15 protein-coding genes are annotated in these 20,958 nt (G+C 69.0%); 10 read left to right on the top strand and 5 right to left on the bottom strand.

Features of this window, described 5'->3' with window-relative positions:
- Nucleotides 1–270 precede the first annotated feature (270 nt).
- Complete coding sequence (locus DXK32_RS18315) at nt 271–1,107, top strand: MurR/RpiR family transcriptional regulator (protein WP_059399660.1); 837 nt, start codon at nt 271–273, stop codon at nt 1,105–1,107.
- An 83-nt stretch (nt 1,108–1,190) separates the two neighbouring features.
- Here DXK32_RS18315 and DXK32_RS18310 read toward each other — a convergent pair whose 3' ends face one another.
- From DXK32_RS18310 to DXK32_RS18295, 4 genes are all read right to left on the bottom strand, one after another.
- Nucleotides 1,191–1,646 carry an RES family NAD+ phosphorylase gene (locus tag DXK32_RS18310; RefSeq protein WP_114859836.1) on the bottom strand — a complete coding sequence of 152 codons (456 nt, stop codon included), beginning with the start codon at nt 1,644–1,646 and terminating at the stop codon, nt 1,191–1,193.
- Entirely contained in the window at nt 1,643–2,077 is a 435-nt protein-coding gene (locus DXK32_RS18305) for an antitoxin Xre/MbcA/ParS toxin-binding domain-containing protein (RefSeq protein WP_114859835.1), read from the bottom strand. Before DXK32_RS18305 ends, DXK32_RS18310 begins: the two co-directional genes overlap by 4 nt.
- 162 nt (nt 2,078–2,239) lie before the next feature.
- Complete coding sequence (locus tag DXK32_RS18300) at nt 2,240–5,392, bottom strand: efflux RND transporter permease subunit (RefSeq protein ID WP_114859834.1); 3,153 nt, start codon at nt 5,390–5,392, stop codon at nt 2,240–2,242.
- 16 nt (nt 5,393–5,408) lie between these two features.
- The gene (locus DXK32_RS18295) at nt 5,409–6,593 is read right to left on the bottom strand and encodes an efflux RND transporter periplasmic adaptor subunit (protein ID WP_114859833.1); all 1,185 of its coding nucleotides are present in this window, start codon (nt 6,591–6,593) and stop codon (nt 5,409–5,411) included.
- A gap of 221 nt (nt 6,594–6,814) precedes the next feature.
- Here DXK32_RS18295 and DXK32_RS18290 point away from each other — a divergent pair, with 221 nt between their 5' ends.
- The 3 genes from DXK32_RS18290 (at nt 6,815) to DXK32_RS18280 (ending at nt 11,317) form a co-directional block, all read left to right on the top strand.
- Nucleotides 6,815–7,525, top strand: a complete 711-nt coding sequence (locus DXK32_RS18290; RefSeq protein WP_114859832.1) for a TetR/AcrR family transcriptional regulator — start codon at nt 6,815–6,817, stop codon at nt 7,523–7,525.
- Nucleotides 7,526–7,744: 219 nt separating this feature from the next.
- A complete protein-coding gene (locus DXK32_RS18285; RefSeq protein ID WP_114859831.1) occupies nt 7,745–8,410 on the top strand; it encodes a TetR/AcrR family transcriptional regulator in 666 nt (221 codons plus the stop codon).
- A gap of 144 nt (nt 8,411–8,554) precedes the next feature.
- Nucleotides 8,555–11,317 (top strand): hybrid sensor histidine kinase/response regulator, encoded by a 2,763-nt coding sequence (locus DXK32_RS18280; RefSeq protein WP_114859830.1) that lies wholly within the window; start codon nt 8,555–8,557, stop codon nt 11,315–11,317.
- A 257-nt stretch (nt 11,318–11,574) separates the two neighbouring features.
- Here DXK32_RS18280 and DXK32_RS18275 read toward each other — a convergent pair whose 3' ends face one another.
- Nucleotides 11,575–14,100, bottom strand: coding sequence for an HWE histidine kinase domain-containing protein (locus DXK32_RS18275; protein ID WP_247877220.1), 2,526 nt, complete (start codon nt 14,098–14,100; stop codon nt 11,575–11,577).
- A gap of 528 nt (nt 14,101–14,628) precedes the next feature.
- Here DXK32_RS18275 and pyk point away from each other — a divergent pair.
- The 6 genes from pyk to dctP all read left to right on the top strand — a co-directional run.
- The gene (gene pyk / locus DXK32_RS18270; protein WP_114859828.1) at nt 14,629–16,152 is read left to right on the top strand and encodes a pyruvate kinase; all 1,524 of its coding nucleotides are present in this window, start codon (nt 14,629–14,631) and stop codon (nt 16,150–16,152) included.
- A gap of 66 nt (nt 16,153–16,218) precedes the next feature.
- Entirely contained in the window at nt 16,219–16,998 is a 780-nt protein-coding gene (gene pflA, locus DXK32_RS18265; protein WP_114859827.1) for a pyruvate formate-lyase-activating protein, read from the top strand.
- A 38-nt stretch (nt 16,999–17,036) separates the two neighbouring features.
- Nucleotides 17,037–17,930, top strand: a complete 894-nt coding sequence (locus DXK32_RS18260; RefSeq protein ID WP_114859826.1) for a formate/nitrite transporter family protein — start codon at nt 17,037–17,039, stop codon at nt 17,928–17,930.
- A 133-nt stretch (nt 17,931–18,063) separates the two neighbouring features.
- Entirely contained in the window at nt 18,064–19,011 is a 948-nt protein-coding gene (locus DXK32_RS18255; protein WP_114859825.1) for a DMT family transporter, read from the top strand.
- Nucleotides 19,012–19,084: 73 nt separating this feature from the next.
- Complete coding sequence (locus DXK32_RS18250; protein WP_114859824.1) at nt 19,085–19,843, top strand: GntR family transcriptional regulator; 759 nt, start codon at nt 19,085–19,087, stop codon at nt 19,841–19,843.
- A gap of 444 nt (nt 19,844–20,287) precedes the next feature.
- Nucleotides 20,288–20,958: TRAP transporter substrate-binding protein DctP (gene dctP, locus DXK32_RS18240; RefSeq protein ID WP_205215760.1), on the top strand; the 671-nt coding region annotated here is incomplete at its 3' end.

The raw sequence follows: 20,958 nt of genomic DNA, 5'->3' as shown, positions 1-20,958 counted from the left end.
GGGGCGGGAGCGGCGGTGTGGCAACGGGCTGTGAAGCCGGCAGGGCCAAAGGTCATTATGTAGTTTTGCTACATAAACCGGATCAGGGAGGCGCGCAAGGCAAAAGCGGTTGATTTTCCACGTTCTTTGATGAAGCTACTGTGACGGAACGCCGCATCGTCGGCGGTCCCGATATGTGGGACAGCGCCGCCGATAGCGCCCTTCTATCGCACGATGTAGTTTTACTATCCGTGCTACGATGGCGGATGGACGGAACGGGGGAACAGGCCGATGCTGGCGAGGATCATGGCGGTGCGCGACGGGCTCCGTCCTTCGGAACGGAAGCTGGCGGACTGCGTGCTGGCCCAGCCGGGCGAGGTGATCACCCTGTCGATGGCCGACATGGCGGAGCGCGCCGGGGTCAGCGAGCCGACCATCGCCCGCTTCTGCGGGGCGCTCGGCTGCAGCGGCTTCCGCGAGTTCAAGATCAAGCTGGCCCAGGACATCGCCGCCGGCATGCCCTTCATCGACCAGGAGGTCAGCCCGGACGACCGCGCGGCGGGCATCGCGGGCAAGGTGTTCGACCGCACCCTGGCGACGCTCATGCAGGTGCGCAACAACCTGTCGGCGGAATCGGTGGACCGCGCCGCCGACCTGCTGGCCGGGGCGCGGCGGATCGAGTTCTACGGCTCCGGCAACTCCGGCACGGTGGCGCAGGACATCCAGCGCCGATTCTTCCGGCTGGGCATCCCCACGGTCGCCTACAGCGACGCCCACGTCTATTTCGTGTCGGCCCTGTCGCTCGCCCCCGGCGACGCGGTGGTCGCCGTGTCCAGTTCGGGCGGCACCCGCGACATGCTGGAGGCCGTGCAGAACGCGCTGTCGTCCGGGGCCGCGGTCGTCGCCATCACCCGCTCCGGCTCGCCGCTGGCGCAGCTCGCCACGGTCAGCCTGCTCGCCGACGTCGCGGAAGACTTCGACATCCACTCGCCCATGACGTCGCGCATCAGCCATCTGGTCCTCGGCGACATCCTGTCGATTGCCGTGGCGCTGCGCAAAGGCGACGCCCTGCGGGAGCGGCTGGAACGCCACAAGCAGGCGCTCAGCCGTCACCCCCGGGAACAATAAATACTAGTATATCAGTTTGACGGCAAGGCGCTTCGGCCGGTGGTGCGCAGCCTGCGCCGTTTCGCCGCGGATCGATGGCCGCTTCAACGGGGGCGGGAGAACAGGCGCGGGTCCCACCGCACCGGCTGCTCCGCGGAAACGGTGATGCGGGCGGCGTCGGGATGGCGTTGGTTTATGACGATGTTGCGGTCCACCGCCGTGACGGCGGACGGCACCAGAAGAACCGCGGAACGCCCCTCGTCGAACCACCGGTCACCATAGGCGCTCGCCACCGCATAGCCGGGCTCGTCCCAGCCGGGCAGATGGGCTGGATGGACGGTTTCGACGGCATCGTCCGGAATGGTGATCGAAACGAAACGGTCATTGACCGGAGCGCGGCCGATGGCGGTGTAGACCAGCCGTTCCAGCATGCAGATGGCGAAGGACTCGCCGCCATAGATCACCCGGCGCCCACGCGAGTTCCAACGCCCACCGTGCACCTCGGCACCGGTTCCGTCGAACACCGGATGGTTGGCGCCGGCAATCCGGAAGGCGATCACACGGGAAGCCCATATTCAATGGCCGCGAGGATCTGCTCGACCTGCCGCGCCCCGAGGTCCGTCACCGCCGCCTCCACCGGCGTGCGGCCGCCCAGCATCGGGTGCGGCGCCGCCAGGAAATCCTGGGCGTCCGCCTCCACCCCCCAAACACTCAGCGCGTGGGCGGTGATGCGGGCCAAGCGCTCCGTCCGTTCGCTTTCATCCCGGCTCAGCCGATCACGGCGCCGCTTGTAGGTGGCCTCCGGCACGATGCCGTACATGATGGTGCGGCGATGCCGGGGATCGCGGGTGACGCGCTTGACGACGGTGCCGAGCGTCGACTTGGGCAGCCCCTCATCAACGGCATCGCTGAGATCGGCCAGCGAATGGACCGGGCGCCCGATCAGCCGCTCTCCACCCAGAACCTCGGCCACCATTTCGGCGCGGATCATGGCTCCTCCCTACGGTATCATATGGCGAAAATATGAGTCCGAATGATCCCTCATGCAAGGACAAAGCACCGCCCACAAGACGCGGCCGAAAAAACAGAGCCAACAAAAAGCCCGGCACCGTTTCCGGGACCGGGCCTTCCGCTTCCAGCCGCAGCCGGACCGTCAGTCGCCGGCGGGCACCGGCTCGGCACCCTGCGGGGGATGGGCGCCGGCGCGCTTACTGCCGAACAAGCGATAAACCGCGACGAAGAAGACCGGGACGAACAGGATCGCCAGCACGGTGGCGGAGATCATGCCGCCCATCACGCCCACGCCGATGGCGTTCTGGCTTTCCGAACCGGCGCCGCTGCTGGTCGCCAGCGGCAGCACGCCCAGCACGAAGGCCAGCGAGGTCATGATGATCGGGCGCAGGCGTTGCCGGCACGCCTCGATGGCGGCGTCCTTCAGGTCCATGCCCTCGTCGTAGAGCGCCTTGGCGAACTCCACGATCAGGATGGCGTTCTTCGCCGACAGGCCGATGGTCGTCAGCAGGCCCACCTGGAAGTAGACGTCGCTGGGCAGGCCGCGCAGCGTGGCGGCGAGCACGGCACCGATGACGCCCAGCGGCACCACCAGGATGACCGACACCGGCACCGACCAGCTCTCGTAGAGCGCGGCCAGGCAGAGGAAGACGATCAGCATGGACAGGGCGTAGAGCGCCGGCGCCTGCGACCCGCTCAGCCGCTCCTCGTAGGACAGGCCGGTCCACTCATAGCCGACGCCCGGCGGCAGCTTGGCCATCATCGCCTCCATCTCCTGCATCGCCTCGCCGGAGCTGATGCCCGGCGCCGCGGAGCCCTGGATGTTGAGCGACGACATGCCGTTGTAGCGCTCCAGCTTCGGCGAACCGTAGGTCCATTGCGCCGTGGTGAAGGCGGAGAACGGCACCATTTGCCCCATGGCGTTGCGCACGTACCAGCGGTCGACGTCGCTCGGCTGCATGCGGTAGGGCGCGTCCGCCTGGAGATAGACGCGCTTCACGCGCCCCCGGTCGATGAAGTCGTTGACGTAGGAGGAGCCCCAGGCCGCCGTCAGGGTCGTGTTGACGTCGGTCAGCGACAGGCCGAGCGCGCTGGCCTTCTCGCGGTCCACCGTCAGCTTGAACTGCGGCGTGTCCTCCAGACCGTTCGGGCGGACGCCAACCAGCTTGCCGTTCTGCGCCGCGAGGCCCAGAAGCTGGTTGCGCGCCTGCATCAGCCGGTCGTGCCCGACGCCGCCGCGGTCCACCAGCTGCAGGTCGAAGCCGGTGGCGTTGCCGAGACCCGGAACCGAGGGCGGCATGAAGGCGAAGACCACCGCGTCCTTGGCCTTCGACAGGGCGCCCATGGCGCGGCCGGCGATGGCCGTCGGCTTGCGGTCGGCGGACTCGCGCTCGCTCCAGTCGCGCAGCCGGACGAAGGCCATGCCGGCGTTCTGGCCGCGGCCGGCGAAGTTGAAGCCGGCGATGGTGAACAGCCCCTCGACGCTGTCTTTCTCCTGCTCCAGGAAGTAGGTCTCGACCTGCTTGGTGGTCTCCAGCGTGCGCTCGATGCTGGCGTTCGGAGGGGCCGACCACAGCACGAACATCGTCCCGCGGTCCTCCTGCGGCAGGAAGGAGGAGGGCATCTGGAGGAACAGGTAGGCCAGACCGCCGACGATCAGCGCGTAGGCGAGGCCGTAGCGCCCGAGCCGCGACACCGCCCCGCGCACGCCGCGCAGATAGACGCGGCTGCTGGCATCGAAGCCGCGGTTGAACAGGCCGAAGAAGCCGCGCTTGGCGTGGCCGTGGCCCTTCGCCACCGGCTTCAGGATGGTGGCGCAGAGCGCCGGGGTCAGCACCAGGGCGACCAGAACCGACAGCGCCATCGCCGACACGATGGTCAGCGAGAACTGGCGGTAGATGGCGCCGGCGGAGCCGCCGAAGAAGGCCATGGGGACGAACACGGCGGACAGCACCAGCGCGATGCCGATCAGCGCGCCGGTGATCTGGCCCATCGACTTGCGGGTCGCCTCGCGCGGGGGCAGCCCGTCCTCGCTCATCACGCGCTCGACGTTCTCCACCACCACGATGGCGTCGTCGACCAGCAGACCGATGGCCAGCACCATGCCGAACATCGTCAGCGTGTTGATCGAGAAGCCGAACAGCGACAGCACGCCGAAGGTGCCGAGAAGCACCACGGGAACCGCGATGGTCGGGATCAGCGTCGCCCGGAAGTTCTGCAGGAACAGGTACATCACGGCGAAGACGAGGATGATCGCCTCGATCAGCGTCTTGACGACCTCGTGGATCGACAGCTCGACGAAGGGCGTCGTGTCGTAGGGGTAGATGACCTCCAGCCCCTCAGGGAAGAAGGCCGACAGCTCGGCGATGCGCGCCTTCACCGCCGCGGCGGTGTCCAGCGCGTTGGCCCCGGTCGCCAGCTTGACGCCCAGGCCCGCCGCCGGCTTGCCGTTGTAGCGGGCGGTGATCTCGTAGGTTTCCTGCCCGATCTCGATCCGCGCGACGTCGCGCAGACGCACCTGCCCGCCGTCGGGATTGACGCGCAGCAGGATGGCGCCGAACTCCTCCGGCGTCTGCATGCGCGACTGCGCCATGATGGTGGCATTGATGCGCTGGCCGGGCACCGCCGGGGCGCCGCCGAGCTGGCCGGCCGAGACCTGCGCGTTCTCCGCCTTGATGGCGTTGGTGACGTCGATGGTGGTCAGCTGGTGGCTGTTCAGCGCGTCGGGGTCCAGCCAGATCCGCATGGCGTGCTGCGGGCCGAACACGGTGATGTCGCCCACGCCCTCGACGCGGCTGATCGTGTCCTGGAGGTTGGAGGCCACATAGTCGGCGATGTCGCCCTGGGTCAGCCGCCCGTCGCTGGACACGAAGCCGGCGACCATCAGGAAGTCGTTGCCGGCCTTCGACACCTGGAGGCCGCGCTGCTGCACCTCCTGCGGCAGGAGCGGCACGGCGAGCTGGAGCTTGTTCTGCACCTGGACCTGGGCGATGTCCGGGTTGGCCTCCGGCTCGAAGGTCAGGGTGATGGTGACGTTGCCCGACGAGTCGCTGTTCGACGACATGTAGCGGAAATGGTCGAGCCCGGTCATCTTCTGCTCGATGACCTGGGTGACCGTGTCCTCCAGCGTCTTCGCGGATGCGCCGGGGTAGCTGGCGGTGATGGACACCGTCGGCGGGGCGATCTTCGGGTATTGCTCGACGGGCAGGCCCAGGATGGCCAGACCGCCCGCCAGCATGATGACGATGGCGATGACCCAGGCGAAGACGGGCCGGTCGATAAAGTATTTCGACATGGATCGGTCCCCGGTCTCAGCGCGCCTGCGGTCCGGGCAGGGCCGCGACAGCGGCCTGCGCCGGGACCGGCTTGACCTCGCCCCCCGGCTTCACCTTCTGCAGCCCCTCGACCACGATGCGCTCGCCCGCCTTCAGGCCGTCGGAGACCAGCCAGGCGTTGTTGATCGCCCGCTCGGTCTTGATGGTGCGCGGGTTGACCTTGTTGTCGTCGCCGACGACCCACACGCGGGCCGAGCCGTCCGGACCGCGCTGAACCGCCTCCTGCGGCACGGCCAGGGCGTTCTCGGCGACGCCCTGCTCGACGCGGGCGCGCACGAACAGGCCGGGCAGCAAATTCAGGTTCGGGTTCGGGAAGACCGCGCGGAGCTGGACCGAGCTGGTGCCCGGATCGACCGAGACGTCGGAGAACTGAAGTTCGCCGCGCTGGGGATAGGGGGCCTCCGCCGCGTGCAGGAACAGCGAGACGGGGATCTTGCCGGGCTCGGCCGGGCGGATGCGCCCGCTCTCCATGTCCTGGCGGAGCTGCATGAGCTGCGAGGCGGTCTGGGTCACGTCCACGTAGATCGGGTCGAGCTGCTGGACGGTGGCGAGCGCCGTCGCCTGGTTGGCGGTGACCAGCGCGCCCTCCGTCACGGCGGACTTGCCGATGCGGCCGGAGATGGGGGCGAAGACCTTGGTGTAGTCCAGGTTGATGCGCGCCAGATTGTGGGCGGCCTTGGCGGCGGCGAGCTGCGCCTCGTTCTGCTTCAGCGAGGCCATGGCGTCGTCGTAGTCCTGCTTGCTGACGACGCTGTTCTTGACGAGGTCGTTGTAGCGGGCCGCCTTGTTGCGGGCGGCCTGCAGGTTGGCCTCCGCCTTCTGGATGTCGGCCTGGGCGACGGCGAGGTTGGCCTCGTAGGTGGCCGGGTCGATCTGGTAGAGCTGGTCGCCCGCCTTGACGTCGCTGCCTTCGGTGAAGAAGCGCTTCAACACGATGCCGCTGACCTGCGGGCGGATCTCCGCCACGCGGAAGGCCGCGGTGCGGCCCGGCAGTTCGGTGGTGACCGACAGGCTCTGCGGCTGGATGGTCGCCACCGCGACCTCCGCCGGACCGGGCGCCGGCTGGCCCCCGGCGGCGTGCTTCTTGTCCTGGCAGGCACCCAGCACCACGGTCAGGGAGGCCGCCACGGCAAGAGACAGAAATGCGTTCCTGTTGAACATCCGTTCCTCGTGAAAACGCCGTGATGCGGCGATGAAATGTCCTAATGAGCCGGGGATACCCCGCGTTCCGCCCGGCTGTTTCGGGACCGGCCTTCAGAACCGGGGGAAAAGGCCGGTGCGCGCGGACGGTGCGAAATGACCCCTTTATTCGTACTGTCTCATACAGTACACTGTACCGAACGATACATTCAGAACGACCGTTCGCGCAAGGGGGAACCGCAATGCCCGACAAGGGGGCATCCACACCGTTCCAAGGCGGAATCGCTGGTGGCGGAATCGCCAGCCTCGGCATCAACAGCTTCGACACGCCCGGCTGCGGTCCGCGCGGGCAGGCGCGCTGCCGGGCGCTGCTCGACGCGGCGGCGGCGCTGTTCGTGGAGAAGGGATTCGCGCTGACCTCGCTGTCGGACATCCTGCGGCAGGCCGGCGGGTCGCGCACCACGCTCTATGAGCATTTCGGCGACAAGGAGGGGCTGTTCCGCGCGGTGATGGAGCGCCACTGCGACCGCGTGCTGGAGGAGATGTCGGCCATGCGCGCCGCCGGCCCGGCGGCGATGGCCGAGGAACTTGAGGAGACTCTGTACCGCGTCGGCCTGCACATCGCCGGCACGCTGACCATGCCGGAGACCACCGCCATCCTGCGCATCCTGGTGTCGGAGGGCGGGCGCATTCCCGACATCGCCCAGGCCTTCTTCCAGATCGGCCCGGAGAAGACCATCGGCTGGCTCGCCGACTGCTTCCGCGAACTGTCCGAGGCCGGGCGCCTGCGCATCGACGATCCGGAGGGGGCCGCCCACGCCTTCATCGGCATGGTGGTCGGCGACCTGCTGACCAAGCGGCTGATCCTTCCGGACGAGCCCGTCCCGATGGAGGAGTTGGAGCGTTACGTCCGTCAGTCCGTGCGGTTGTTTCTTGCGGGGACCCGCCCCTGAGCGGGATCGGGAGCGGCGTATTGCCGTCTTGCCAGCGGGGGCGGCACGGGTCATAGCTCCCGCGACGATGCGCGCTTGTTGTAACGTTGCCCCCACCCTAACCCTCCCCCGCTTCGCAGGGGAGGGGACTGCCGCCGCTTCGCAGAAGGCACCCTCCCCTGCGATAGCGGGGGAGGGCCGGGGTGGGGGCAACCGCCGCCAGCGCCTGAGGAAGAACCGATGGACCGGGGAAGCGTTAGGGAATTGGTCGACAAGGACTCATCCACCATCGGCCCGCGCGGCCGGGCGCGCCGGCAGGCCCTGCTCGACGCGGCGGCGGCGCTGTTCGTCGAGAAAGGCTTCGAGAAGACCACGCTGACCGACATCATCGGGCGGGCCGGCGGCTCGCGCGCCACCCTCTACGAGCATTTCGGCGACAAGGAGGGGCTGTTCCGCGCGATGATGGAGGAGAACAGCGCCCGCATCCAGGAAGGGCTGGCCGCCATCCAGGCCGACGAGCGGGCAGCACCGGAGGACGGGCTCACCCGCTTCGCCCTGCACATCGTCGCGGCGCTGTTCGACGACCGCACCATGGCCATCGTCCGCGTGCTGGTGTCGGAGGGCGGGCGCATCCCGGACATCGCCGAAGCCTTCTTCCGCATCGGCCCGGAAACCGCCCAGCGGCGGCTGGCCGACTATCTGGCCCGGCAGACCGCCGCCGGCGCCCTGTCCGTCGCGGAGCCGGAGGCCGCCGCCCGCGGCTTCATCGGCATGATCACCGGCAACATCCTGCTGCGCCGCCTGATCCTGCCGGAACAGTCCTTCTCCAGGGAGGAGGTGGAGTGTTACGTCGGACGGGCCGTCGCCCTTTTCCTGATGGGCGCCCGCCCCCTTGCGGAGCACTGACCTTGGGCTGAGGCAAGCCCGGCCGGGCGCAGGAAAGCGTTAGGACCGAAGGACAGGCGTTGCAACATACCTCAGTATGTTAGGGTTCACACGATCGTTTCCCTCATCCCAACGGCCTCCGGGCCGGGACGGTCGATCGTGTCCATGGTCCGCTGGCTTCTGCTGCTTGTCTTCACCCTGGCCCCGCTGATCGGGTTCGAGGTCTATTCCCACGCCCGGCTGCGGGCGGAGCGGGAGGCCGAACTCGGTCAGGAGGCGTTGCGCCTGCTCGACCTGATCGATGTCGAACAGGGTCGGATCATCGACGACATCGAGCACATCCTTGCCACGCTGGTGGAGGCGAACATCGCCGGACCGGGCTGCCAGGAGACGATGGAACGCCTGGGGCAGCGCCTGCCCAGCTACCTGACGCTGGGCTTCGCCGACCGTTCCGGCACCGTCCGGTGCGCCACCGACCGACGGATCGTCGGGACCGGGGTTGCCAACCAGCCGGAAGTTCAGCAGGCCCTGTCCACCGGTCGCTTCGCGTTGGGAGACTACATCGTCGCGAAAGGGCTGGATCGTCACGTCCTGCCCTTCGCCATGCCCTACGCGCACGACAAAGCCGATGCTTCCGGCAATGGCTCCGATGCCGTGGTGGTGACCGCCCTGCTCGACCTCGACTGGCTGCGGCAGTATCAGGCCCACAAACCGCTGCCTCCGAACACGACGGTCCTGCTGGCCGACAGCAACGGCACCATCATCGTCCGTGTGCCGGATATTCCGGGTCTGGTCGGCCAGCCGCTGCCGGAGCGGCTGAACCTCTTCCTGAACGGCGACCGGACGGCGACGGCGCTGACCGAGGGGTTGGACGGGGTGCCCCGCATCGTGGCCTATTCTCCTCCCGGGGTGAACGGCAACGGGCTCGCCGTCGCGGTGGGCATCGACCACGCCGCCGCTTTGCGCGCCGTCGACGTGGTGGCGCTGCGCTCCTGGTTTCCCTTCCTGGTGATCCTGCTGCTCACCCTGACCGGCACCGCCTGGGGAATCGGGCGCCTGACCCGGCAGCGCGAGACGGAACGGGCCCTGCTCAAGGCCGTGCTGGAGCATCTGCGCGCCGGCGTGGTGGTGGCCGAGGCGCCCACCGGACGGGTGATCCTGCACAACGGCGCGGCGGAACGGCTGATCGGCCAGCCGCTGGGCCGGATCGAGCGCGTCGAGGACTACCCCCGCCCCTTCACCGGCGGCCCTTCGGAAGGGTCCGGAGAGCTGCCGCTGGTCCGCGCCCTGCGCGACGGCGCGGTGGTGCGGCAGGAGGAGCTGCGCCGCGACACCCCCACCGGTCCCATCACCTGCCTGGCCGACGCCGAGCCGGTGCGCGACCCCGACGGCTGCATCACGCTGGCCGTCGTCACCCTGACCGACCTCACCGAGCGCAAGGCCGCCGAGGAGGCCCTGCGGCGGAGCGAGACCCGCTTCCGCGAGCTGGTCGAAAACACGCCGGTGATGATGTGGATCAACAGGCCGGACGGCGGCCGGGAATACTACAACGCCGCCTGGCGCACCTACACCGGACGCAGCCTGGAGCAGGGGGAGCGCTGGTCCTACATCCACCCCGCCGACTATCCCCGGCTGCTCGACTGCCGCGAGCGCGGCATCGCCGCGGGCGAATCCTACGGCTTCGACGTGCGCATGCAACGCCACGACGGGGTTTACCGCTGGCACGTCTGCCGGATCAACCCGATGCGCCAGAACGGCCAGATCATCGCCTGGGTCGGCACCGCGGTGGACGTCCACGACAGCCGCATGGCCCGCGAGGCGGCGGAGCAGGCCGACCGCTCCAAGAGCCGCTTCCTGGCCGCCGCCAGCCACGACCTGCGCCAGCCCATGCAGTCCATGTTCTTCTTCGCCGAGGCGCTGCACAGCCACGTCCATTCCCCGCGCGGGCGCGACGCCCTGGCGATGCTGGAACGCGGGATGGAGACGCTGAAGGGCCTGCTCGACAGCCTGCTGGACGTCTCGCAACTGGACGCCGGGGTGATCGAGCCGCGGATCGAGGACATTCCCATCAAGCCGCTGCTCGACGACATCGGGTCCTCCTACGCTCCGGTCGCCGCGGCCAAGGGTCTGGACCTCCAGGTGGTCAACCACCACGACCTGACCGTGCGCAGCGACCGCAACCTGCTGGGGCGGATGGTCCGCAATCTGGTGGAGAACGCCATCCGCTACACCGAGCGCGGGGTGATCCGCCTGGAGTGCCATCCCCTGGACGGCCACGCCGGCATCCAGGTGCGCGACACCGGGATCGGCATCTCGGGCGAGCAGATGTCGTGGATCTTCGAGGAGTTCTATCAGGTCGGCAACCCCGAGCGGGACCGCAACCAGGGGCTCGGCCTCGGCCTCGCCATCGTGCAGAAGCTGTCGGCCCTGCTCGGCCACCCGGTGGAGGTGCGCTCCGAACTCGGCAAGGGGTCGGTGTTCCGCATCTCCGTGCCGCTCGGCGACGCCGCGGACAGCCCGGCCCCGGCCCCCTCGCCCCGCGAGCCGGAGCGCGGGCGGCTGGCCGTCCTGATCGACGACGACGCCATCGTCTTGATGGGGCTGCGCTCGATCTTCCAGGACTGGGGCTACGACACCATCGTCGCCTCCTCCACCGAGGAGGCGCTGGACCGCCTGCGGGCGGCGGGGCGGCGGCCCGACGTGATGGTCGCCGACTACCGCCTGCGCGAGCACAAGGTGGGCACCGAAGCCATCCTGAAGATCCGCGAACTGGCCGGGGCGGCGATCCCGGCCGTCCTGCTGACCGGCGATTCCGGCCCCGACGTGATGCAGGAGGCCGAACGGCACGGGATCGGCGTGATGTTCAAGCCGGTGACCGCCCGCCTGCTCCAGGAAGCCCTGACCCGCCAGACCGGCACCGCCGCGTGAGTCCTCGACCCGGTCGACCGTGGTGGTGCGGCAATCGGGGAGGGTGCTGCTTGTTGGATGACAAAGGAGTTTACACGGATTTCACGGATTCAGGCACGGATGACACGGATTTTGTAATGCTTGCTCAGTATAGGCTTCGCGACTGACGTTTTCTGAGCACGCAAACATTGAAAAAAATCCGTGGAATCCGTGTTCAGATCCGTGAAATCCGTGAAGCCCTTGTTGCCCCCGAGAATCCCGAACGCCGGCGAGACGCGCTACAGCCCCCGCACCGCCAGCAGCCCCCGCCGCACCTGCTCCGAATCGTAGGGCTTGCGCAGGACCAGAACGTCGCGGAACTCCTCTGGGAAGATCGCGGACTCGCCGTAACCGGTGGCGAACAGGAAGGGGATGCCCAGCTCGCGCAGCCGCTCCGCCACCGGGAAGGAGGTCTCAGTTCCCAGATTGACGTCGAGAAGCGCCATGCCCGGAGGGTCGTCGGCGATGGCGACCAGCGCCTGACGGACGCTCGCCACCGTCTCCACCCGCTCGGCGCCCAGCTTGAGCAGCATGTCCTCCGCGCTCATGGCGATGATCATGTTGTCTTCCAGCAGCAGCACCGTCCCGCCCAGCGGAGCATCCGCCGCCGCGCAGGGCGTCACCGCCGCCTCGATCACCGCCGCCGGGCGTTCCGGCGCCAGGCTGACATGGATGGCCGGGATGGTGAAGCGCGCCTTCAGCCCGGCCAGGGCATAGGTCACCGTCGCCTCGCCCTTCAGTTCGTGCGGGACGGAGCGCTCGATGATGGTGGTGCCGAAGCCCTGGCGCGTCGGCGCCTGCACAGGCGGGCCGCCGCTTTCCTCCCAGCAGAGTTCCAGCGCGTCCCGGTCGTCGAAGCTCCAATGGACCTTCACCCGCCCGCCGCTGTCGGCGAAGGCGCCGTACTTGGCGGCGTTGGTCACCAGCTCGTGCATGATCAGCGCCATCACCGACAGGGCCGGCGGCGACAGCAGCACCTCCGGTCCCGACAGGACCACCCGGTCCGCCCGGCTGCCCAGATAGGCGTCGACCTCCGCCGCGATCAGGGGGCGCAGGGGGGAGGGCTTCCAGTTTTCCGCCGTCAACTGGTCGTGCGCCCGCGCCAGCGCCTGGATGCGCCCGCCGACGATCTCCGCGAACTCCTCGACGCGGGTGACCCCGGCCCGGCTCTGGGCCAGCAGGGCGCGGACGAGGCTGAGGATGTTGCGGACCCGGTGGTTCAGCTCGGCGATCAGCAATTCCTGCCGCTCGCGGGCCGTCCGGCGTTCCTCCTCCGCCTGGTCGGCCAGCCGCAGCACCACCTCCATCAGCGTGATCCGCAGGGAGTCGGCGATGCGCAGGTCGGCCTCCGTCCAGGGCTCCGACTGGCCGTGCACCGTCTCCTTCCACGCCTCGAAGCTCTTGCGCGGGGTCAGCCGCTGCCCGTTGGGACCGGCTTCGACCGGCTTGTCCGGGTTGCCGGCCCAGGTGACGGTGCGGACCGACTCCTTGCGGAAGAAGATGATGTAGTCGCGCGGCTTGCGCGACACCGGGATGGCCAGCATGCCGGCGGCGCGCTCGGCGAAATCCAGCGCCGGCTGGTGGACCTGCCCGATCTCGCTGGTGGCGAAGACGCGGCTGGCGTGCGTGCGGTTGAGCATGCGCACCAGCCCGAGCAGCTCCTCGGGCGTCGGGGTGCTGCCGTCCACAAGGGTCTGGCCGCCCAGCACGATGGCGAAGCCGTCGCTGCGGATGTAGTGGCCGACCTCGCCGCGCAACCGCTCCAGATTCTCCATGGAGGAGGCGCCGTCGGCCATCACCGCCATAATGCGGGTGTGGAGCAGATGCGCCTTGGCCTCGTAGGCCTCCTCGCGGTCGCGCTCGACGCTCTCCAGAAGGAAGGAGAACATCTGGCCGTACAGCTCCGCCGCCGTGCGCCGCTCCAGCGACAGACGCCTCGGCACCATGTTGTGGCAGGCGAACAGCCCCCACAGCTTGCCGCGGCGCAGGATCGACACCGACAGCGAGGCGGCGACGCCCATGTTGCGCAGATACTCGCAATGGATGGGCGACACGCTGCGCAGGACGCTCATCGACAGGTCGAGCGGTTCGCCCTCCGGTCCGAAGGGCGGCAGGATGGCCGCGGGCGGCGCGTCCACATCGTTGATGCAGCGCAGCCAGTTCCGCTCGTACAGCGCGCGGGCCTGCTTGGGAATGTCCGAGGCCGGGTAGCGCAGCCCCAGATAGGAGGGCATGCCGCGCACCGCGGATTCCGCGATCACCTCCCCCGCGCCGTCGCGGGCGAAGCGGTAGATCATCACCCGGTCGAAGCCGGTCAGCGACCGCAATTGCCGCGCCGCCTCGCGGCAGCAGGAGTCGAAGTCGGGGGTGCGCTGAAGCCGCCCGATCATCGCGCGGACCATGGAGCCGACGTCCAGCTCGCTGTCCGGCTCGCTCGGCTCCGCCTCGACGATGATCGACTGGCCGGAGAGATGGACCGCGATGTCCAGCGGCAGCGCGCCGGGCGACAGCGTCACCCGGAAGGCGCGCTCCACCGACCCGTTGATCAGGGACAGCTGGAGCCGGCCACGGATGGCGTGCAGCGCCTCCTCGTCCATCACCTCGGCCAGGGGAAGACCCAGCAGGGCGTCGGGCTCCACCCCCAGCCACGCCCCGATGTTGGACGAGACGTGCTTGACGATCCAATCCGTCGACAGCGCAATCAGGAATCCGCTCGGCTGGATGGACCCGACGAGATGGATCGGCTCCCGGTCGCAATTGCTCAAGTCTACGCCACCGTTCATAGCCGCACCGCCCGCGTCATTCGGCCACCATCGTCATTGTTCCGGCGTTTCTCAAATTTGTCCCATGCATCCGGATGGGCCAATGATTTGCCGATCCCTTGGCTTATTCCATGCCAACACACCGAAGCGGTCTTAAAGCACGTCGTGTCGGTAAAATAATCCAAAATCGAAGGGGGCCCAATACCATCCCTCTCGGCCCCTCTCGGCAAAAAGCCCTACACGCCGGCCAATCCTTTGGGCGGGGGAGCCTGCGGCATTTTAGCCGAAAAACCGCTTTGCCCTGCGAAACAGGCTTGCCTTTCAATCTGATATACTAGTATTTTATTTTGCGAAGGACAGACGCGCAGCCCGGCCGGCCCAAGCCCGCCCGCGCCGCGAGCGCATCCCCGAGAACCGCACCGACCGCCGCGCGCCGCACCGTCACGCCGGCCCTGGCGCGGCGGTCTTACCGATGAACGCCCGCGCACCGCGCCCACCGTCCCCGCCCTCTTTTGCGGAGCCCGTTTCGATATGACCGCCACCTCCCCGATCCGCCGCTTCCGGCAGACGAAGATCGTCGCCACGCTGGGTCCGTCCTCCTCCTCGCCCGAGATGATCCGCGCGCTGTTCGAGGCGGGCGTCGACGTCTTCCGCCTGAACTTCAGCCACGGCTCCCACGACGACCACGGCGCCCGCGTGCGCGCCATCCGCGCCCTGGAGCGCGAGTTGGAGCGGCCCATCGCCATCATGGCCGACCTCCAGGGGCCGAAGCTGCGGCTCGGCCGCTTCGCCGACGGTTCGGTGGAGCTGACGGTGGGCCAGCCCTTCCGCCTCGACCTCTCGACCGAGCCGGGCGACGCGACCCGCGTCGGCATGCCCCATCCGGAGATCTTCGCCGCCCTGCGCCCCGAGACCGACCTGCTGCTCGACGACGGCAAGGTGCGGCTGCGCATCGTCGCGTGCAGCCCGGACCACGCCGACACCGTCGTCGTGGCCGGAACGAGGCTGTCCGACCGCAAGGGCGTGAACGTCCCCGACGTGTTGCTGCCGCTGTCGCCCCTGACCGCCAAGGACCGCGCCGACCTCGTCTTCGCGCTCGACCAGGAGGTGGACTGGGTGGCGCTGTCCTTCGTGCAGCGGCCGGAGGACGTGGCGGAGGCGCGCAAGCTGATCGCCGGGCGCGCCGCCCTGATGTCCAAGCTGGAGAAGCCGCTGGCCATCCAGCATCTGGAGCGCATCGTCGAGCTGTCGGACGGCGTCATGGTCGCCCGCGGCGACCTCGGCGTGGAGATGCCGCCAGAGGACGTGCCGAGCATCCAGAAGCGGATCATCCGCGAGGCGCGCAAGGCCGGCAAGCCGGTGATCGTCGCCACCCAGATGCTCGAATCGATGATCGGCGCCCCGGCCCCGACCCGCGCCGAGGCGTCGGACGTCGCCACCGCCGTCTTCGACGGCGCCGACGCGGTGATGCTGTCGGCGGAGACCGCGTCGGGCGCCTACCCGGTCGAGGCCGTCTCGATGATGGACCGCATCGCCCGCCGGGTCGAGCACGACGACCTCTACCGCACGATGATGGACGCCCAGCACGCCGACCCGCAGGAGACGGCCGCCGACGCCATCACCGCGGCGGCGCGGCAGGTCGCCCACACCATCCACGCGGCGGCCATCGTCACCTACACCACCAGCGGCTCCACCACCCTGCGCGCCGCCCGCGAGCGGCCGGAGGTGCCGATCCTCTGCCTGACCGCGACCGTCGCCGCCTCGCGCCGTCTGGTGCTGGCCTACGGCGTGCACAGCGTGCTGACCGAGGACATCCAGAACTTCTCCGACATGGTGCACAAGGCGACCCGCATCGCCTACGCCCACGGTCTGGCGGAGGACGGGCAGCGGCTGGTCATCACCGCGGGCGTGCCCTTCGGCATGCCGGGTTCGACCAACATCCTGCGCATCGCCTGGGTGGAGCGCCCGGTCCTTCCGGCCGGCGCGCACACGCAGTACGCGCAAGAGTCACGGTCAGATCAATTGACCCCGGTCATGGCCGACGCCGGGGCGTGACCTAGGATGGCACACAGCGCCGGTGCCGCATGAAGCGGACGCCGGCGCCCATTCACGAGGTGCCTCATGCTCAGCCCGATTACCCCCCAACCCGCGCACGCCGCCGGGACGGGCGCGTCGGTCCGCGGCTGGGTCCATTCGGTGGAGACGGGCGGCACGGTCGATGGGCCGGGTTTGCGCTACGTCCTGTTCCTGGCCGGATGCCCGCTGCGCTGCCAGTACTGCCACAACCCCGACACCCGCCACATGCACGACGGGTCGCCGGCCCAGTCCTCCGACGTGCTGGCCGACATCGCCACCTACGCCGATTTCCTGCACCGCGCCCATGGCGGCCTGACCATCAGCGGCGGCGAGCCGCTGGTCCAGCCGGAATTTTGCGCGGCCATCTACCGCGGCGCCAAGCAGCTCGGCCTGCACACCGCGCTGGACACCTCGGGCTTCCTCGGCAGCCACGCCGACGACCATTTGCTGGCCGACGTCGATCTGGTGCTTCTGGACATCAAGGCGTTCAAGGAGGCCACCTACCGCGCGGTGACCGGCGTGCCGCTGCGCCCGACCCTGGAATTCGCCGAGCGGCTGTCCGCGCTGCGCAAGCCGATCTGGCTGCGCTACGTGCTGGTCCCTGGCCTGACCGACCATCTCGACGAGATCGAGGGTCTGGCGGAATTCGCCGCCGGCCTGGAGGTGGTGGAGCGGGTGGACGTCCTGCCCTTCCACAAGATGGGCGAGTTCAAGTGGAAGCAGCTCGGCCTGCCCTACGCGCTGGCCAACACCGACGCCCCCCCGCCGGAGCTGACCGAGCGGGTGCGCGGCATCTTCCGGGCCCATGGCCTCAAGGCCCCCTGAAGGCCCCCTGAACGCCGCGTGAGACGAGGAGCATCGACATGGACACGCATTCCCTTCCGGAGGCCACCCCCCACGCCTCCCCGCCCGCCTCCTCCCTCGACGCGCTGATGCCCGACGCCATCGCGCTGGCGGCGGAGAATCTGGGCGTCAAGAAGGCCAATTACGACGGCGCGACGCTGTTCGCCCTGGCCGTCCTGGCCGGCGCCTTCATCGCGCTGGGCGGGCTGTTCGCCACCGTCGCCATGTCGGGGGCGGAGGGCATGCTGCCCTACGGGGTGACCCGGCTGCTCGGCGGTCTGGTCTTCTCGCTGGGGCTGATCCTGGTCATCGTCGGCGGCGCCCAGCTCTTCACCGGCGACGCGCTGATGGTCATGGCCTGGGCCAGCGGGCGGGTGAAGACCGGGCGGATGCTCCAGGTTTGGACCATGGTGTGGCTCGGCAACTTCGTCGGCGCCGCCGGCACGGCGCTGCTGGTCTTCCTGTCCGGGCAATACGCCTTCGGCCACGGGGCGGTGGGCGCCTCCGCGCTCTACTTCGCCACGGCCAAGGCCGGGCTGCCCGCCGGACAGGCCTTCTTCCTGGGCATCCTGTGCAACGTGCTGGTCTGCCTGGCGGTGTGGCTGGCGCTCGGCGCGCGCAGCGTGACCGACAAGATCATGGCGATCGTCTTCCCGGTCAGCGCCTTCGTCGCCGCCGGCTTCGAACACTGCGTCGCCAACATGTACTTCGTGCCGCTGGGCCTGCTGATCGAATGGGGCGCCCCGGCCTCCTTCTGGGCCGATCTGGGCCGCGCCGCGCCGGTCATCCCGGTCGGGCAGTTCCTGCTGAACCTCGCCGCGGTGACGCTGGGCAACTGGTTCGGCGGAGCGGTGCTGGTCGGCGCCGTCTACTGGTTCATCTACCGCCGTCCGAGCCGCCGCACGGCGCACTGAGCGGCGAGCGTTTGCCCCCACCCTAACCCTCCCCCGCTTCGCAGGGGAGGGGACTGAATCTCCCTCCCCTGCGCCAGCGGGGGAGGGCCGGGGTGGGGGCACGGTCTCACCAACGAACCACCCCGGGGCACCCATGGCCCAGCCCATCCCCAGCCATCTCCAGGCGCGCAGCGGCATCGTCTCCATGCTGCTGGCGGTGTTCCTCTACGCGGTGCTGAACGCGCTGGCGAAGCATCTCGCGGCGGACTACCCGCTGGCCGAGGTGACCTTCTTCCGCAACGCCTTCGCCCTGCTGCCCGCCACCGCCATGCTGGTCCGTGCCGGCGGCTGGCGCAGCCTGCGGACGGAGCATCTGGGCGGCCATTTCTGGCGGGCGGCGATCGGGCTGACCTCGATGGTCCTGCTGTTCCTCTCCTACCACCTGATGCCAATGGCCGACGCGGTGGCGCTGTCCTTCTCCGCCCCGCTGTTCCTGACCGCGCTGTCCGTGCCGGTGCTGGGGGAGCGGGTCGGCCCCTACCGCTGGGGGGCGGTGGCGGTGGGCTTCGCCGGGGTGCTGGTCATCGTGCAGCCGGGAAGCGGCATGCTGAACACCGGCGCTCTGGTCGGGCTGAGCGCCGCCGTCGCCTACGCCTTCGCCATGATGGCGATGCGCCAGCTGGGGCGGACGGAGGCGCCGATCACCACCGTCTTCTACTTCACCGCCTTCTCCACGCTGCTCAGCGCCGTCGCCCTGCCCTTCGTCTGGACGATGCCGACGGCGGAGGGCTTCGTACTGATGGCGGCGATGGGGCTGGTCGGCGGCGGCGCGCAGTATTTCGCCACCCGCGCCTACGCCCTGGCCCCGGCGGCGGTCATCAGCCCGTTCAACTACGCCGGAATCCTCTGGGCCTGCCTGTTCGGCTGGCTGTTCTGGGGCGACTGGCCGGGAACCCATGTGCTGGCCGGGGCCGCCATCGTCATCGCCAGCGGCCTGCTGATCCTGATCCGCGAGACACGCCGCCGGGCCGCAACGGAGACGTGCGACACTTCGCCCGAGGTGTCCCACACTTTGCCACTCAGCACCGGCCGCAAACACTAATATATTAGCTTTCACACGTTCACCGGGGCGCCGGCCAACGCCCGCGCGACCCGTCTGTTTGACGAGGTGGCTCATGCCATCGGATTCCCTCACCGCCGCCCCTCCGCGGCAGCGCCGGCTCGCCACGGTCCGGCCCGCGCCACGCTCCGCCTCTCCCATCTACCGCGACCTGCGGAACGATATCCTGGGGATGCGCCGACGACCGGGCGAGCCCATCGCCGAGGCGCGCATCGCCCAGGCCTACGGCGTCAGCCGCACCCCCGTGCACGAGGCGGTGCTGCGGCTGGCCGACGAGGGGCTGATCGACGTCTTCCCGCAGTCGGGCACCTACGTCTCGCTGATCCCGGTCGCCGCCCTGCCGGAGGCCGGGGTGATCCGCAAGGCGCTGGAGGAGGCCGCCGTGCGGATGGCCGCCATCCGCGCCACCCCCGGCGACATCGCCCGGCTGCGCGCGGCGCTGGAGGCGCAACGCGACCTCTGCGCCGCCGGCGACCGCGACGGCTTCCACGAGGCCGACGAGAGCTTCCACGCCCTGCTCGCCGAGATCGCCGGATTCCCCGGCTTCTGGGCGTTGGTGGAGCAGGTGAAGGTGCAGGTCGACCGCTGCCGGCGCCTGACCCTGCCCGTCCCCGGCCAGATGGCCAAGGTCATCGCCGAGCACGACGCCATCGTGGAGGCCATCGCCGCCCACGACCGCGAGGCCAGCGTCGAAGCGCTCGGCGCCCATCTCGACGGATTGCGCTTGGCCATCGACGATTTGCGGGCCGCCGCACCGCTTTACTTCACCGACGCGCCCACCGCCGCGGGGCGTCAAACCCCGCCCCGGCTTTGATCCCCAACCTTTAATCCCCACTAGGCTTGCGACATTTTGGCGTCACGCTTTCCGGCCTCCGTTTTGCGCTTGCCTTGAAAGCTGATATATTAATATAACTAGCGCAGCGGGATGTGGCACGGTCGTGAACAACCGACGCCGCCCGCTCACCGGACAACACCAGGGCAGCCGCGCGGAAGAACACCGCGGTCGCCTCGGAACAAAGGACAAGAACCGCCCAGCTTCACCCCCGTCGGCACGCGCCGATGGCGCCGGGATTTTGCGCCCTCATCCCCTTCGGGGTTCTTTTTTGCCCTCCCCTTCGCAGCGCTGTTATTCGAAGCGCACAGCCGAACAGCCGGGGGCATCTTCCGAACGCTGGAACTATTCGTTTGTCCATTTTCGGCGGGCCGACACCCCGCCTCCGCTCCAACAGGCACTTCTCCTAAGGCAGGAGTACGGTCCATGAAGAACACTTTCCGCCGCCTCGGAATGGCGCTGCTGGCCGCCTGCGCCGCGGGTGCGCTGCTCGCCGCCCCGGTCTCGGCCCGCGACTTCCGGTCGGCCGACATCCACCCCGGCGACTACCCGACCGTCGAAGCGGTCAAATACATGGGCAAGCTGCTGAGCGAACGCAGCAACGGCAAACTCGGCGTCAAGGTCTACCCGAACGGCGCGCTGGGCAACGAGCGCGACACGATCGAGCAGATCAAGATCGGCGGGCTCGACATGATGCGCATCAACGTGGCGCCGCTGAACAACGTGGTGCCGGAGTCGATGGTCGTCGCCCTGCCCTTCATCTTCCGCGACACCGACCACATGCACGCCGTTCTGGACGGGCCGATCGGCGACGAGATCCTCGCCGCCATGGAAAGCCAGGGGTTGATCGGTCTGGCCTTCTACGACAGCGGCTCGCGCTCGCTCTATTCGAAGAAGCCGGTGTCGTCTCTGGCCGACCTGAAGGGCATGAAGATCCGCGTCCAGCAGTCGGACCTGTTCGTGTCGATGATCGAGGCGCTGGGCGCCAACCCGACGCCGATGCCGATGGGCGAGGTCTACACCGGCCTGAAGACCGGCATCATCGACGCGGCGGAGAACAACTACCCGTCCTACGAGTCCTCGCGCCACTTCGAGGC

Origin of the sequence: Azospirillum brasilense, assembly GCF_003349955.1 — a bacterium.
In the GTDB taxonomy this organism is placed as follows: domain Bacteria; phylum Pseudomonadota; class Alphaproteobacteria; order Azospirillales; family Azospirillaceae; genus Azospirillum; species Azospirillum brasilense_B.
The sequence above is the reverse complement of the archived record's forward strand: the minus strand, read 5'-3'. Positions and strand labels throughout refer to the sequence as shown.